Source organism: Rhizobium sp. LjRoot254 (assembly GCF_964254105.1).
In the GTDB taxonomy this organism is placed as follows: domain Bacteria; phylum Pseudomonadota; class Alphaproteobacteria; order Rhizobiales; family Rhizobiaceae; genus Rhizobium_E.
Map to the genome: position 1 here is coordinate 4,854,257 of NZ_CAXUSM020000001.1, position 15,579 is coordinate 4,869,835.

14 protein-coding genes are annotated in these 15,579 nt (G+C 61.3%); 8 read left to right on the forward strand and 6 right to left on the reverse strand.

Translation table 11 applies throughout. The features are described 5' to 3' along the window. Positions 1-6: 6 nt before the first annotated feature. From ACSQ26_RS23975 to ACSQ26_RS23985, 3 genes are read left to right on the forward strand one after another with little or no spacing between them, the layout of a single operon-like run. Positions 7-2,253: a glycoside hydrolase family 2 protein gene (locus ACSQ26_RS23975; RefSeq protein ID WP_436013374.1), complete on the forward strand. Its 2,247-nt coding sequence runs from the start codon at positions 7-9 to the stop codon at positions 2,251-2,253. 11 nt (positions 2,254-2,264) lie between these two features. Then, the gene (locus ACSQ26_RS23980; RefSeq protein WP_436013376.1) at positions 2,265-3,353 is read left to right on the forward strand and encodes an ABC transporter ATP-binding protein; all 1,089 of its coding nucleotides are present in this window, start codon (positions 2,265-2,267) and stop codon (positions 3,351-3,353) included. A gap of 41 nt (positions 3,354-3,394) precedes the next feature. Further along, complete coding sequence (locus tag ACSQ26_RS23985; protein WP_436013378.1) at positions 3,395-5,401, forward strand: aldo/keto reductase; 2,007 nt, start codon at positions 3,395-3,397, stop codon at positions 5,399-5,401. Positions 5,402-5,407: 6 nt separating this feature from the next. Here the strand turns inward: ACSQ26_RS23985 and ACSQ26_RS23990 are convergent, their stop codons facing one another. The 3 genes from ACSQ26_RS23990 to ACSQ26_RS24000 form a co-directional block, all read right to left on the reverse strand. Beyond that, a complete protein-coding gene (locus ACSQ26_RS23990; RefSeq protein ID WP_436013380.1) occupies positions 5,408-6,496 on the reverse strand; it encodes an AbrB family transcriptional regulator in 1,089 nt (362 codons plus the stop codon). 123 nt (positions 6,497-6,619) lie between these two features. Continuing rightward, positions 6,620-7,426, reverse strand: coding sequence for a DUF72 domain-containing protein (locus ACSQ26_RS23995; protein ID WP_436013382.1), 807 nt, complete (start codon positions 7,424-7,426; stop codon positions 6,620-6,622). Between the two features lie 154 nt (positions 7,427-7,580). Continuing rightward, positions 7,581-7,832, reverse strand: a complete 252-nt coding sequence (locus tag ACSQ26_RS24000) for a hypothetical protein (RefSeq protein ID WP_258159368.1) — start codon at positions 7,830-7,832, stop codon at positions 7,581-7,583. A gap of 198 nt (positions 7,833-8,030) precedes the next feature. Here ACSQ26_RS24000 and ACSQ26_RS24005 point away from each other — a divergent pair, with 198 nt between their 5' ends. Then, the gene (locus tag ACSQ26_RS24005) at positions 8,031-8,921 is read left to right on the forward strand and encodes a hypothetical protein (protein ID WP_436013384.1); all 891 of its coding nucleotides are present in this window, start codon (positions 8,031-8,033) and stop codon (positions 8,919-8,921) included. Between the two features lie 18 nt (positions 8,922-8,939). Here ACSQ26_RS24005 and ACSQ26_RS24010 read toward each other — a convergent pair whose 3' ends face one another. Genes ACSQ26_RS24010 through ACSQ26_RS24020 form a run of 3 tightly spaced genes read right to left on the reverse strand, consistent with a single transcriptional unit; the run spans position 8,940 to position 11,956 of the window. Further along, positions 8,940-10,187: an enolase C-terminal domain-like protein gene (locus tag ACSQ26_RS24010; RefSeq protein ID WP_436013386.1), complete on the reverse strand. Its 1,248-nt coding sequence runs from the start codon at positions 10,185-10,187 to the stop codon at positions 8,940-8,942. A 46-nt stretch (positions 10,188-10,233) separates the two neighbouring features. Then, on the reverse strand, positions 10,234-11,016 hold the full coding sequence (locus tag ACSQ26_RS24015; RefSeq protein ID WP_436013388.1) for an SDR family NAD(P)-dependent oxidoreductase: 783 nt from the start codon (positions 11,014-11,016) through the stop codon (positions 10,234-10,236). A gap of 46 nt (positions 11,017-11,062) precedes the next feature. Further along, the gene (locus tag ACSQ26_RS24020) at positions 11,063-11,956 is read right to left on the reverse strand and encodes an SMP-30/gluconolactonase/LRE family protein (RefSeq protein ID WP_436013390.1); all 894 of its coding nucleotides are present in this window, start codon (positions 11,954-11,956) and stop codon (positions 11,063-11,065) included. Between the two features lie 141 nt (positions 11,957-12,097). Here ACSQ26_RS24020 and ACSQ26_RS24025 point away from each other — a divergent pair, with 141 nt between their 5' ends. The 4 genes from ACSQ26_RS24025 to ACSQ26_RS24040 all read left to right on the forward strand — a co-directional run bounded on the left by ACSQ26_RS24025 (position 12,098) and on the right by ACSQ26_RS24040 (position 15,579). Continuing rightward, positions 12,098-12,790, forward strand: a complete 693-nt coding sequence (locus ACSQ26_RS24025) for a GntR family transcriptional regulator (RefSeq protein ID WP_436013392.1) — start codon at positions 12,098-12,100, stop codon at positions 12,788-12,790. A gap of 37 nt (positions 12,791-12,827) precedes the next feature. Continuing rightward, positions 12,828-13,802: a sugar ABC transporter substrate-binding protein gene (locus tag ACSQ26_RS24030; protein WP_436013394.1), complete on the forward strand. Its 975-nt coding sequence runs from the start codon at positions 12,828-12,830 to the stop codon at positions 13,800-13,802. Between the two features lie 65 nt (positions 13,803-13,867). Further along, a complete protein-coding gene (locus tag ACSQ26_RS24035) occupies positions 13,868-14,851 on the forward strand; it encodes an ABC transporter permease (RefSeq protein ID WP_436013396.1) in 984 nt (327 codons plus the stop codon). After that, positions 14,848-15,579 (forward strand): ATP-binding cassette domain-containing protein, encoded by a 732-nt coding sequence (locus ACSQ26_RS24040; protein ID WP_436013398.1) that lies wholly within the window; start codon positions 14,848-14,850, stop codon positions 15,577-15,579. Before ACSQ26_RS24035 ends, ACSQ26_RS24040 begins: the two co-directional genes overlap by 4 nt.

The window sequence follows — 15,579 nt, forward strand, 5'->3', positions numbered from 1 at the left end:
TTCGAAATGCGCATTTATGAGAGTTTCAACGGCAACTGGGTGTTCGGCGAGGGCTTCGAGCCTGCGCGCGCGCATGCATTGCAGGCCGGCGAGACCGTGCGCCTGCCGCATTCGGCCGTGGAACTGCCCTACAATTATTTCGACGAGACGAGTTACCAGAAGGCCTTCACCTATCAGAAGGTCATCGCCTGGCGGCCGGAATTCGAGGGCCGTGAGGTCTCGGTTGTGTTCGATGGCTCGATGGCCGACAACGTGGTCTATCTGAACGGCATCGAGATCATTGCCCACAAGGACGGCTATACGCCGTTCGAGGCGCGGTTGACACCGCATCTCAAGCAGGGCGACAATCTGCTGACGGTGAAGATCGATGGCTCGGAGAATCCCGCGATCCCGCCCTTCGGTGGCCAGATCGATTATCTCTGCTATGCCGGCATCTATCGCGACGTCTGGCTGAAGGTTGTGAGCCCGGTGTCGATCGGCAATGTCAAGATCGAGACACCGGCTGCGCTAGCGGAGAGAAAGACGGTCACGGCGCGCGTTACTCTACGCAATCCGGAGAACAAATCCTTCGCCGGCAAACTATCGGCGATCATCCGCGCTAAAGGTGGTGCCGAAGTGGCGTCCGGTTCCGTCGAGGTCACCGGCTCCGAAGCGACGCTCTCATTCTCTGATCTCGCCGGCATCGATCTCTGGGACATCGCCAACCCGGCGCTCTATGCCTTGTCGCTGAAGCTCGAAACCGAGCACGGCACCGATTTTCTCGCCCAGCGCTTCGGCTTCCGCACCGCCGAGTTCACGCCGGATGGCTTCCTGCTCAATGGCAAGCCGCTCAAGTTGCGTGGACTGAACCGCCATCAATCCTGGCCGCATACCGGCTATGCCATGGGCCGCCGCGCCCAGGAGAAGGATGCCGATATCCTCAAGCATGAACTCGCCTGCAATATCGTGCGCACCTCGCACTATCCGCAGTCGAAATGGTTCCTCGACCGCTGCGACGAGATCGGCCTTCTGGTGTTCGAGGAAATTCCCGGCTGGCAGCATATCGGCGACAAGGCGTGGCAGCAGGAATCGATCGAGAATGTCCGCCGCATGATCGAGCGCGACTGGAACCATCCGTCGATCATCATCTGGGGCGTGCGGATCAACGAGAGCCAGGACAGCCACGATTTTTATGCAGAGACCAACCGGCTTGCCCGCGAACTCGACCCGACCCGCCAGACCGGCGGCGTGCGCTTCATCACCAATTCCGAATTCCTCGAAGACGTCTACACGATGAACGACTTCGTGCTCGGCAACGAGGAACTCCCCGGCAATAACCGAGGCCGCGTCGTGCTGCGCGACCGGGTGGAGACGACGGGTATCACGCGGCCAATCCCCTATATGATCACCGAATATAACGGCCACATGTACCCGACCAAGCGCTTCGACCAAGAGCAACGGCAGGCCGAACATGTGACACGCCACCTGCTGATCCTCGATGCCGCAGCCGGCGACAACAACATTTCCGGCTCTACCGGCTGGTGCTACGCCGACTACAATACGCACAAGGATTTCGGCTCGGGCGACAGGATCTGCTATCACGGCGTGCTCGACATGTACCGGATCCCGAAATTCGCAGCAGCTGCCTATGCATCCCAAGGCGAGCCGGAGAATGGCGTCGTGCTGCAGCCGGTGACCTATTGGGCGCGGGGCGAGCGCAATATCGGCGGCATCCTGCCGCTGATCATCCTGACCAATTGCGACTATGTCGAAGTGCAGTTCGGCGATTTCCCACCCAAGCGCGTCGACCCGGACCGCGAGACCTACAAGCATCTGCCGCATGCGCCCGTCGTGCTCGATCATCGCAACATCACGCCCGACGAAATCGGCCGCTGGGGCCATGTCTGGCGCCAGGGTGTGATCACGGGCTTCGTCAATGGCAAGGCTGCCAAGTCGATCACGCTGGCCGCCGATCCGGTGCCCACCACGCTCGATGTCAAGGCCGATGACTTGGCGCTGCGCGCCGGCGAAAAGGATGCGACCCGCGTGGTGATCCGGGCACTGGACCAGAATGGCAATCTGTTGCCGTTCTTCGAGGAGCCGGTCAGCCTGACGCTTGAAGGCCCCGGCCGCATCATCGGCCCGTCCGATCATACGCTGAAGGGTGGCGCCACCGGTCTCTGGATCGAGGCGGGCGACGTAGCGGGCACACTGACGCTGACGGCGAAAAGCCGGCGCTTCGATACCCAAACCATCACGATTTCAGTGACCTGAGGAAGAACCATATGGCCGAGGTCCGACTGACCGACATACGCAAGAGTTTCGGAGCGCTTGAAATCATCAAGGGCGTCAATCTTTCGATCGACAACGGTGAATTCACCGTCTTCGTCGGCCCCTCCGGCTGCGGCAAGTCCACGCTGCTCCGCATGATCGCGGGGCTCGAGGACATCACCTCGGGTACACTGGAGATCGGCGGCAAGGTTATGAATGATGTCGATCCGTCCAAGCGCGGCATCGCCATGGTGTTCCAATCCTACGCGCTCTATCCGCATATGACAGTGCGCGAGAATATGGGCTTCGCGTTGCGTTTCGCTGGTCAGGCCAAGGAAGAGATCGACCGCCGCGTCGATGATGCCGCCCGCATCCTCGAACTCGGGCCGCTGATGGATCGCAAGCCGAAGGCGCTCTCGGGCGGTCAGCGCCAGCGCGTTGCGATCGGCCGCGCGATCGTCCGCAATCCGGATGTCTTCCTGTTCGACGAGCCGCTGTCCAATCTCGATGCCGAACTGCGCGTCCATATGCGTGTCGAGATCGCCAAGCTGCATAAGGAACTCAAGACCACGATCATCTACGTCACCCACGATCAGGTCGAGGCGATGACGCTGGCCGACAAGATCGTGGTGCTGCGTGCGGGCGAAGTGGAGCAGGTCGGCGCGCCGCTAGATCTCTACGACGACCCGGCGAACATGTTCGTGGCGGGCTTCATCGGCTCGCCACGGATGAATTTTCTTAAAGCGCGGGTTGTGTCGGCTGAGTCTGGCAAGGCCACCATGTCACTCGTGAACCAACCGGATGTGCGGCTTACGCTGCCAGTGGCCGCTACATCGATAAAGACGGGCGACGACGTCAGCCTTGGCATCCGGCCCGAGAAATTCGCCGGACCCGGTCAGGGCGACGCGGATCTGACCGTAGAAGTGGATGTGGCCGAGCACCTCGGCAACACGTCCTACGTCTACGCCCACGTTTCCAGGGATGAACGGATCATCATCGAGCGGGCGGAGTCCCGCGACGCGACCAACAAGGATCAGCTGACGATCGGCCTGGTCGCGGCCAATACCTTTCTTTTCGACCACGCGGGCCACCGCGTGAAGTAAGCGGGCCTCGCCCGCGCCACGACATATTGATGGAGACTGATATGAACGGCACAAAACCGGTCAACTGGGGAATCATTGGCCCCGGCACCATCGCCCGCACCTTCGCTGGCGGGCTCGCCCATTCCAGGACTGGCAAGCTGGTCGCCATCGCGACCCGCGACCCGGGCAAGCCGGGACTTGCGGAGAATTTCCCCGGCGCCCGCATCTTCGAGGGCTACCAGGCATTGCTCGATGATCCCGAAGTGGAGGCCGTCTATATCGCCACACCACACGTCGGCCATGCCGAGTGGGCGATCAAGGCGGTGCGCGCGGGCAAGCATGTGCTGGTCGAAAAGCCGATTGCGCTCTCCTCCTACGAGGCCGAGGCGATCTACCACGAAGCGCGCAGGGCGAACGTCTTTTCAGGCGAGGCCTTCATGTATCGGCTCCATCCGCAGACCGCGAAGATCGTCGAACTGGTCAAGAGCGGCGTGATCGGCGATGTCAGGCTGATCCGTTCGAGCTTCGGCTTCAACATGGGCACGGTGAAGCCCCAGCACCGCCTGTTCGCCAACGCGCTGGCCGGCGGCGGCATCCTCGATGTCGGCGGATACCCCGTATCGATGGCGCGGCTGATCGCCGGCGCTGTCGAGGACAAGCTCTTCGCGGAGCCGTTCTCGGTTTCGGGCGCCGGCCATCTCGGCGAGACGGGTGTCGATGAATGGGCCTCGGCGCTGCTGAAATTCGCAAGCGGCATCGTCGCCGAGGTCTCCTGCTCGATCATGGCCAACCAGGACAATACGCTCCGGATCATCGGCTCGAAGGGCCGGCTGGAGGTCAAGGATTTCTGGTTCGCCTCGGGCCATGAGGGTGGTACCGGGCTTATCGAGATCACGCTCAACGATGGCACGCGCCAGCCGGTCGAGGTCAAGGAAGGGGGCTGGCTCTATTCATTCGAGGCCGATGCCGCGGGCGAGGCGATTCGAACAGGAAAATTGGAGTTCGAAACGCCTGGTATGAGCCATGCAGATTCCATCGGCAACCTTCGCGTTCTCGACCAGTGGCGTGCCGCGATCGGGCTTTCCTATGATGCCGAGAAACCAGAGAACCGTACGCTCAACATATCAGGCAGCAAGGTAGTGGCCGGGTCCAGCGTGCCGTATCGGGCGATCCCTGGCCTTTCCAAGCAGGCTTCGGTTGTCGCGCTCGGCTTCGAGTTCTTCCCGAATTTCGCCAATGCGTCGCTGACCATGGATGCCTTCTACGAAGCCGGCGGCAACCTGTTCGACACTGCCTGGATCTATGGACGCGGCCTGACCGAGAGCGTGTTCGGAGACTGGCTCACCAGCCGCGCGGCGCCGCGCGAGGAGATCGTGCTGATCGGCAAGGGCGCCCATTCGCCGCTCGTCTATCCCGACCAGATCGGCAAGCAGCTCAGCGAGTCGCTTGAGCGCCTCAAGACTGACTATGTCGATATCTACTTCATGCATCGCGACAACGAAGAGGTGCCGGTCGGCGAATTCGTCGATGCCATGGATGCCGAGGTCAAGGCCGGCCGCATCCGGGGGCCGTTCGGTGGATCGAACTGGTCGCGAGATCGCCTACAGGCGGCGATGGATTACGCCACCACCAACGGCAAGACGGCGCCTGGCGCGATGTCGAACAACTTCTCGCTCGCCGAAATGCTTGACCCGATCTGGGACGGCTGCGTCGCGGCTTCGGACGACGATTGGAAGGTTTGGCTGAACGAGAAGCAGTTCCCTAATTTCGCCTGGTCGAGCCAGGGCCGTGGCTTCTTCACCGACAGGGCCGGGCGTGACAAGACGGACGACGAGGAACTGGTGCGCGTCTGGTACAGCGACAGGAACTTCGGCCGTCGCGACCGGGCGATCGAACTGGCGAAAAAGCTCAACCGCAAGCCGATCCATGTCGCGCTCGCCTATGTACTGGCCCAGCCCTTCCCGGTCATCCCGCTGATTGGCCCGCGCAATGTCGCCGAACTGGAAGACAGCCTCTCGGCGCTCGACATCCGGCTGACGCCGGAACAGATGAGGTGGCTGGAGGGGTAACGCCGTTTACGGCAGCGGGACGCGCGTCGCGTCCCGCAGGCCGGACCATTTCACCACCAGCCTGGCGATTGCAGGACCTGCCACGAGAATCACCAGGAAGCGGGCGAGTTGCATTGCCATGACGAAGGGTATGTCGACATTCGACGACGCCGAGATGATGGCAACCGAGTCCGCGCCGCCGGGACTTGTCGCCAGGTAGGCGGTCAGCGGATCGATGCCGGCGAAATAAACCAAGGCCACCGCAAAGACACCGCAGATCGCCATGAGTGCGAGAATGGCGCCAAGCACTCTTGGCAGGGCGCGCGCCGCATGGGCGAGGATGGGGCGGGTGAAGCGCAGCCCGATCGTCCAGCCGACCAGCGCATAGGAGGCCGCCAGCAGCCATGGCGGCAGCTCGATCTTCATCACGCCCGTGTTCTGCAGCACGATGCCAAGGATCATCGGCAGCAGGAAAATCCCTGCCGCGATCTTGAACCAGCGAGTCACGAAAAAGCTCATTACGATCAGTAGTATGGTGGCCGCGAGCGCCAGCCAGTCGACCGGCGGAAACCATACCATGGCCGGCAACGGTGTGCCGGAATGGCCGACCCAGATCCGTGCGATGGTGGACGCGACGACCGAAACGCAGACCACGCGCAGATACTGCATGAAGGCGACAAGCCGCATGTCGGCGCCGAAGGAATCCGCCATGATCGTCATTGCAGAAGCCGCGCCCGGGAAGGAACCCCAGATCGCCGTGGTGCCGGGCAGGACCTGCAGCTTGGCAAGCACAAGGCCGAGCGAGCAGGCCGCCACGACGACCGAGACCACACCGGCGAGAAAAAGCGGCCAGTCTCTGGCGAGTTCGCCTAGGATCGAGAGCGGAATTGTCGTCGCGATCATGCAGCCGATGACGCCTTGGGCCATCAAGCCCACCGTCGGCGGCACCGCCACCTGCTTTTCGAAGCCGGCGAACAAAATGGCCGCCAGCATCGGCCCGAGCAGCAGTGCGGCCGGCAGATGCGCGCTTTCGAGCACGTAGACGAAAATCGCCGAGACGAAAAGCAGCGCGCTCCAGCGAATTGCCTGCACGCCTGCGCCACTCATGAGGCTCATAGCGGCGCGGCTCCGGTTAAAGGTTGAGGCATGGAGAGTCCATCGGCGGGGTCGGCCAGGCTATCAGGTGGCCGAATGTGTGGTCGGGTGACCAAATAGACCCATTCCGCCCGATGGACAACTCTATTTCAACCGCTCGATCAACGCCATCGCCGCCGACGGATTGAGCTCCTTGTGGCCGCTGATGACGTAGAGATAGACGTCGCGAGGCTCCGCCTTGGCGTCCTTGTCCGAGACGCGTTTCAGATCCGAGGGCACCTTGCCCGACGCGTAGGTTTTCGCCCGCTTGGCCCAGGCGTCGAGTTCGGCTTCGGAGTAACCCTTCTTGTGTTTTTCCTCGGTGCCCATGATGCGGAGATAGACAAAATCGGTGCTGACATCGGCGATTTGCGGGAACTTGGAATCACCGGCCGTGACGAAAGCGACCTTGTGCTTGCGGGCGAGTTCAACGAAGTCAGGGGCCGCGAAACTGTCGTTGCGGACTTCCACGACGTGGCGCAGTTTGCGGCCCTCCACGGATTCGGGCAGGAATTTCAGGAACGCCTCGAAATCCTCCGGCTCGAATTTCTTGGTTTCCATGAACTGCCAGTTGAGCGGACCGAGCTTGTCCTTGAGTTCCAATATGCCGCTCGCCAGGAAGCGCTCGACAGATTCCTTGCCCAAAGCCAGTTCCTTGCGATTGGTGGCGAAGCGCGGGCCTTTCAGTGAAAAGACGAAGCCCTCCGGCGTCTCGTCGTGCCATTTGCGAAAGCTCTCCGGCTTCTGCGAGCCATAATAGGTGCCGTTGACCTCGATCGAGGTCAGGTGCTGGCTGGCATATTCGAGTTCACGCTTCTGCGACAGCTTGTCGGGATAGAAGGTGCCGCGCCAGGGCTCGAAGGTCCAGCCGCCGATGCCGACATAGATTTTTCCGCTTTTGCTTTCAGCCATTTGGCTATCCTCCAATGTGCTCGACAGACTAGCCAGAGAACACGGATTGGCAACCCGAAACTGTCAGTGCCTGACATCAGCCGAAAAACAAAATCGGACCGCGTGGTCACCCACCGGTCGGGATAGATTTTAGGATGGCTGGAAGCGCGTGCGGTTATTCGGAATAGGACAGGTAGAGACTTTCGATCGCCGAACCCGACATGCTTTCGTCATCGGTCGCGGAGCGTTGGATGGACCAGAGTGCCTCGGCGAGCGAACTGCTCAACACCGTCTGGCTGCCGGTAATCGCATCGTCCCTGCGGGCGAAGGATTGGTCGTCATTCTGCTCCGACAGCACCGGCTTGCGATCGTAGACCGGGCTCCGCGGTGTCTTCTCGTAGCTATGCAGGCTTGGAGATATTTGCATGATCTTAGCTGATTTTGGATACGGTTAAGACTTTCTTAACACGCGAAACTTGCGCGAAGCTGCCAAGAAGACGGGAAATTGACGCCAAATGCCTGCAATGCTCGGGGCTTGAGCGTGCGAATCAGATTGATGCATCTTGCGTGCCGGCAACTTGCGGTCCAACATGCGCGAAGTCGCTCAACTCATGCCGGACATGCGATGCTGATTTCCCTCGGCCACTCCTGCCAGACCCGCTTCATCATCGACATCATGGGTGGTGAGAGCCAGAGGCGCATGCCCTTCGATTTCAACATCACGACACGCCGCGCGCTGGTCAACGCGCTTCGAACGGATGGTGCATCGCTGCGGCACTGCCCGGAGCGTGCAACGACGTTCGTCACCTCGGCGGAAGGGCGCCATGGTATCGAGATCGGCGGGTTGTATTTCTGGCACGATTATCCGCTGGCCGAGGACAAGCTGGCACTGAGATGCGACTGGCGCAATGACATGGCGCGGGTGAACGAGAAATACACGGCGCTCTGGCAGCGCTTCGCGGCGCTGGCGCGATCGGAGGACGCCAAGACATTCTTCCTGACGAATACCCAGCACAATCTCGACCAGTTCGCCGGTGACCGTACAGATTTCGAGGAGAAGTTCGGGCTCGGTCGTGCGGCCTTCAACGAGATCGCATCGGCCCTGGATGCCTTTGGGGCACGGAACTACCGAATGCGGTTTCTCAGCCGTTCCATCCGCGAGGTCGAGGAAACCGCCGAACTGAATGATGACCGGCTCGACCACAGGTTTTCGGGAAAGCTCTCGTTGCGGCCCGATCCGGTCATCCTGTCGCGGCTGTTTTCCGATACGAGCGAAGTCTGCCTGGCCGGCATATGTGGAAGCTATGACGCCTCGGGCAAGCTGGTGAAAGCGATATCGGATCGGGCCGCCATCATCTACAGGATGGAGAACGGCACCGCGATCCCGCACGGCACGCTGGCTGCGGCGGGCGGCGAACTGGCCGCCGCTTTCGAGGGGCGTGACCAAGTATTCCAGGCCACTGATGCCGGCCGCGGACTGCATTTCTCCAACGGCGTCGAATGGCTGCGGGATTAGCTTCGCCGCTGAGCCACTTCAATATTTGACGACTCGATCGTCATTCGGATCGGCCCAGCGTGTGTTCGGCACGGTGGAGAACCAACCGGGCCGAGCCGGATCGCGGTCATACATGTAGCCGCCTAACGACTTATAGAGATCGGCATATTTGCCGAGCTTGTCGCGATCGAGTTCCACCCCAAGGCCGGGACCGGTGGGCACGGCGATCTTGCCGCCCTCATATTTCATCGGCCCACCGACGATCACGTCGTCGGTCAGCTGGTGATAGTGGGCGTCGGCCGTGAAGACGAGATTGGGCAGGACGGCGCCGAGATGCAACATTGTCGCGAGCTGGATGCCAAGTTCACCCGAGGAATGGACCGCGATGCCGAGCTGGAAGGTCTCGCAGACGCCGGCGGCCTTGATGCAGGGCCGAATGCCTCCCCAGAAGGTGGTGTCGAGCAGAATGACATCCACCGCCGGATTGAGCACATTGGTGGCAAGCTGCTCGAAATTGATCACGACCGTATTGGTCGCGAGCGGCATCGAGGTGTTTTCGCGCACGCGGCGCATGCCGTTCAGGCCCCAGGTCGGATCCTCGTAATAGTCGTTGTTGAGATCCTCGATGCCCTTGGCGAAGCGTATGGCTTCCTCGACCGAAAATGCGGCGTTAGGGTCGTAACGCACTGTATCGCTGCCCACCGCCTTGGCCAGCGCGCGAAAAACCTCAAGCTCATAGTCGGGCGGAAAGACGCCGCTCTTGAGTTTGTGCGCCGTGAAGCCGTGCGTGCGCTTGAGGTCGAGCGCCTGTTCGATCAGCTGGTCGGCGGTGCGGATCTCGCCCTTGCCGGTGTCCTGGTTGGGGAGACGGAAGAACAGATAGCTGGCAAAGCCCACCGCATCGCGCATCTTGCCGCCGAGCAGGTCGTAGGCCGGCACGCCGAGGAACTTGCCCATGATGTCGATGCAGGCGAATTCGATCGCCGCATGCATCTGGGTACGGTTGTTGTAGAGGCTGGCGGTCGGGTTACAGATCTTGAACCGCAGCTGTTCGAGTTCGAACGGGTCGTGGCCGACGAGGTAGGATTTCAGCGCCTTGAATGCGGCCTCGGCGCTCTCGCCGCCGCCGCCCATTTCGCCCAGGCCTATGATGCCGACATCCGTTTCGACCTCGACGATGGTGCGGACGAAGCGGCCCCAATGTGCACCGTTCGAATGCCTGAGTGGCGCTTCGAGCGGGACGGTGATGGTCGTGGCGCGGATGTCGGTGATTTTCGGCCGCTGCATGGATTTGTTCCTTGGGGCTATTTGTTTGGACGCGCAGTGCGGGCGCCTATTCGGGAAGCACGATGCCGAGCTTGGCCATGGTGCCGCCGTCGATCTTCATATCCGCACCGGTGATGAAGCGGGCCTTGTCGCTGGCGAGGAAGGCGACGAGTTCCGCGACTTCCTCCGCCCTGCCGACACGGCCGAGCGGGTGGCCCTTGCCCCATTGGGCGATCATATCGTCCTGGGTCCTGTCGCCCTTGTGGAGATCGGCGGACCACCGCAGCATGGGCGTGTCGATCGAGGCGGGGCAGACTGCGTTGACGGTGATGTTTTCGCCGGCATGATCCAGCGACATCGCCCGCACCAGCGCGTTGATGGCGCCCTTGCTGGCGGTATAGGCCGCGACGCCGGCTTGTGAGGCATAGGCCTGCACTGACGAGATCGCCACGATGGCGCCGCCGCCGCGCTTGCGCATCTCAGGAATGGCATATTTCGAGGCGAGGTAGATGCCCTTCAGGTTCACGTCGAGCACATCGTCCCAGACATCCTCCGGCGTATCGACGACCGTGCCATAGCGCTGGATGCCCGCGCAGCAGGCGAGGATATCGACGCCGCCAAATCTTGAAACAGCTTCGCTGACGGCGGCTTGCATGGCCTTTGAATCGCGGACGTCTCCGACGAAGCCGGTGGTCCGGCCGCCGATCTCGGACACCGCCTTGTCGACCGATGCCTGGTCATTGGAGACAATGAGGACTGATCCGCCGCCCTTGGCAAATCGTTCGGCACAGGCCCGGCCCATGCCGAAGCTGCCGCCGGTGACGACGATGCTCTTGCTTTCGAACTCCATTTGCGCTCCTCCTCAACTTGAATTAACATTCTACCATACCAGTCTGTCAATAACCGAATTTCGACTCAGGATTGCCCCTCGTCTTCACGTCGATCGCAAGTACGCTGCCCTCGAGCGGATGGGTAGCAAGATGCTCTTCCGACATGGTGAAGCGTGCCGAGGTGACATAGAGCGTGGACAAATCGGCGCCGCCGAACGTGCAACTCGTCGGCCAGGAAACCGGTAGTTCGACAAGGTTTAGCAGAATGCCATCGGCATCGAAGCAGGCGACCGCACTGCCACCGACCACGCGGCAGTTCCAGAGATTGTCATCCGCATCCAGGCAGGAGCCATCCGGAAGACCGCGCTCGAAGCCACACACAATCGTCCTGCGATCGCTTATCGTCTTCGAAGACGGATCATAGGCGAAAGAATAGATCTCGTTGGCCAGCGTGTCGGCGGTCAGGAACCTGTTGTCTCTCGTCCAGGCCATCGTGTTGGTGATGCCGTATTCGTTCGGCGTGAGTTGCTCGACGTTGCCCGACGGGTCGATCCGGTAGTAGGCGCCGGAATGACGATCCATGTCTTTCGGCGAGCCGTCGGCATTGAGGTTGTTCTGCATGGTGGACACCCAGAACGAACCATCCGGCGCCACCCGCCCCTCGTTCAAGCGGTTGCCCGGCAGGCCGGGTTCCGGCACGGCGAAAGTCTCGAAACATCCATCCGGCCGCCAGAGACAGACTTCGCGGCAGAGCCCGACAATGAACCCGCCGTCCTTGCGCATGCCGATCGAAGTGGGGAAATCCGGCGTCGGCCAGAGGTCATGCCGGCCATTGGCGACCTCCAGCCTATGGATGCGCCTGCCGCCGATATCGACCCAGTAGAGGGCGCTTTCCTCCTGCGACCAGAGAATGCTCTCGCCCACAAGATCCCGCGCTTCCAACAGAACTTTCGGCTGCATTTCTCTCTCCTCCCACGAGAGCCGGCGGCTGGCAATCAGGAATTCCGATCGCCGCGGTGGCATAGAATTCAAAATGCCCTTGACTTGTATGGTAGTAGGTTAGTACGGTCAAGCCGGAACAGTGGTCTGGGAGGACAGCGGATGCTGGCAGCGCGATCGCCTCGCGTCGTGGCTTTGGGAGAAACGGTAGGCCCGCAAGTCTACCGGATTCTGCGCGAGCAGATCATCCAGGCCGAGCTCCTGCCAGGCGAACGGCTCTCCGAATCCGATGTCGCAAAAACCCTGTCCGTGAGCCGCCAGCCGGTGCGCGAGGCCTTCATCAAGCTTTCAGAGGAAGGCCTGGTACACGTCCTGCCGCAGCGCGGCACGTTCGTCACCAAGATCTCGGTCGCATCGGTTATGGACGTGCGGTTCGTGCGCGAGGCGATCGAGGCGGATATTGTCCGGCTTGTCGCGGACCGGCATGAGAAAGACACCATCACCGAGCTTCACCGCCAGATCGCCGAGCAGAAGAAGGTGCCGCATGACGACCGCTCCGCGTTCCTCCGGCTCGACGAACTCTTTCACCACACGCTCGCCGCTGCGGCTGGCAAGGCCTATGCCTGGAGCGTGATCGAAAGCGTCAAGGCGCAGATGGATCGCGTCCGCTTCCTCAGCGTCGACGACATGCAGATCAACCGCCTCATCGACCAGCACGAACGGATCGTCGATGCCATTGCAGCCGGCGACAAGGCCGCTGCCGAGGAGGCTCTTCGCCTGCACCTGCGCGAGATCCTCAACTCATTGCCCGAAATCGCCCGCGCCCGGGCGGAATTGTTCGACGGAGCAAGCTGATCGAAACATCAGCTCTATTTTAACCAGGGAGGAAAGCATGTTTAGAAAGTTAATCGCCGGTACGGCGCTCGGATTGTCGATGATGGCGTCAGGCGCCCATGCCGAAGGACTGAACCTCACGTTCATCAGCCATTCGTCGGCGTCCAACACGTTCTGGCAATCTGTCAAGAAGGGTTTTGACGACGGCTGCGCCCGCGTCGAGGCAACCTGCCAGCTGATCCTGACCCAGCAGGAAGGCTCGGTCGAGCAGGCCATCGCCAACCTGCAGGCGGCGATCGCCACCAAGCCGGACGCCATCTTCGTCGCGATCGTCGACGACAAGGCCTATGACGCCGTGATCAAGGAAGCGACCGATGCCGGCATCCTCGTGCTCGCCGTCAATGTCGATGACAGCGAAGGCGCCAAGGGTAACGCCCGCAAGGCCTTCATCGGCCAGGGCTTCGTCGCCGCGGGCTATTCGCTCGCCAAGGCGCAGGCCGAGAACTTCCCCAAGGAGGGGCCGCTCAACCTGCTCGTCGGCGTCAATGCGCCGGGCCAGACCTGGTCCGAACAGCGCGCCGGCGGCGTGATGAAATATCTCGAGGAATACAAGGCCGAGCACAAAGATCGCGAGATCACCATCACCCGCATCGATTCTGCGACCGACCTCGCGCTGACCGCCGACCGCATCGGCGCCTATCTCAACGCCAATCCCAACACGACCGCCTATTTCGACACCGGCTACTGGCATGCCGGCGTCGCCAAGGTGCTCAAGGATCGCGGAGTCGAGCCCGGCAAGGTGCTGCTTGGCGGCTTCGACCTGGTGCCGGAAGTGCTGCAGCAGATGACATCAGGCTATGTGCAGGTGCAGATCGACCAGCAGCCCTACATGCAGGGCTTCATGCCCGTGATGCAGGCCTATCTCTACAAGACCGCCGGCCTCACACCGTCCGATATCGATACGGGACAGGGCGTCGTTCGGCCCGAGGATGTGCCCACGATCATGGAAATGTCCAAGCAGGGCCTGCGCTAAAGCCAATGACATAAACGCCGGCGTCCTGCCGTCATAGGCAGGGCGCCGTTTTTCGAGTGATTACGATGAAACGTTTCCTGAAAATCTACCTGGATAAGCCGGAACTGGCCGGGCTTGCCCTGTTGATCGTCCTGGTGATCATCTTCCAGATCAAGTCCAATGGCTTCCTGTTGTCCTTCGAGAATATCAGGGGCGTCATGGGCCTGCTGCCTGAAATGGCGCTGGTCGCCATCGGCGTCACCATCCTGATGATCTGCGGGGAGTTCGATCTCTCGGTCGGTTCGGTGTTCGCGCTGATGCCGATGTCGATCGCGGTGATGCTGGGTGATGGCGTGCCATTCACGCTGGCCGTGCTGATCGGGCTCGGCCTCTGCGCCATTATCGGCCTGATCAACGGCTACATCACTCTGCAATTTTCCATTCCGAGCTTCATCACGACGCTCGGCATGCTGTTCATCGCCCGCTCGCTGACCATCGTCATCTCCGGTGGCTTTCCACCGCTCCTGCCCGACGATCTGCCGACGTGGCTGTTCACCGATTATATCTGGCAGGGCTCGATCTTGCGCATGTCGTTCCTGTGGTTCGCAGTGATCGCCATCCTCGCAGCAGCATTTTTGTCGCTGACAAATTTCGGCAACTGGATCCGCGCGACCGGCGGCTTCAACGAGGCAGCCGCTTCGATGGGTATTCCGGTCAAGCGGGTGAAGATCATCTGCTTCATGCTGTGCTCGATGCTGGCGGGCTTTGCCGGCCTGCTGCAGGTGCTGCGGCTCGGCTCGCCGCTACCCTCGATCGGCGAAGGCCTGGAACTCCAGGCGGTCGCGGCGGCTGTCATTGGCGGCACCGCACTTTCCGGCGGCATCGGCACGGTGTTCGGCGCCATCATCGGTACGCTGCTCATCCGCGTCATCGACAACGGTCTTGTGCTGTCGCGTGTCGATTCCAACTGGTTCAAGTTCGCGATCGGCGTGCTGACCATGTTCGCCGTGGTCGCCAATGCGTGGATGGGCAAGATGTCGCGCAAGATCAAGCTGGAGGCGCACAAGTGAGCACACCAATCATCGAGTGCCGCAGTCTCCAGAAATGGTATAGCGGCGTGCATGCGCTGAAGAATGTTTCGCTGACCATCCATCCGGGCGAATCCGTCGGGCTGGTGGGCGATAATGGCGCCGGCAAATCGACGCTGATCAAGATCCTGTCCGGTGTGCATCACCAGGACGATGGCCAGATTTTCATCGAGGGCAAGGAAGTGCATTTCCGCTCGCCCAAGGATGCGATGAACCACGGGCTGGAGACGATCTATCAGTACAATTCGATGATCCCGACCATGTCGATCGCTCGCAACCTGTTCATCGGCCGCGAGCCGTTGAAGTGGAGCATCGGCAATTTCGGGACCATGGACCAGAAACGCATGCGCGAGGAAAGCGTCAAGGCGATTGCCGATGTCGATCTGCATTTGCGCTCGCCGGATGCGCTGGTCGGCGAACTCTCAGGCGGCCAGCGGCAGGGCGTCGCCATCGCGCGCGCCATGCACTTCAAGTCGAAGGTGCTGATCCTCGACGAACCGACAAACCACCTTTCGGTCAAGGAAACCAACAAGGTGCTGGGCTTCGTGCGCGGCCTGAAGGCGCAGGGCCTGACCGGGATATTCATCTCCCACAACATGCAGCACGTCTTCCAATCCTGCGACCGGATCGTGGCCATGGCGCGCGGCGAGATCGTCTTCGACAAACCGACCTCGGAGACCTCGATCGACGAGGTGCATGAACTGCTTTGA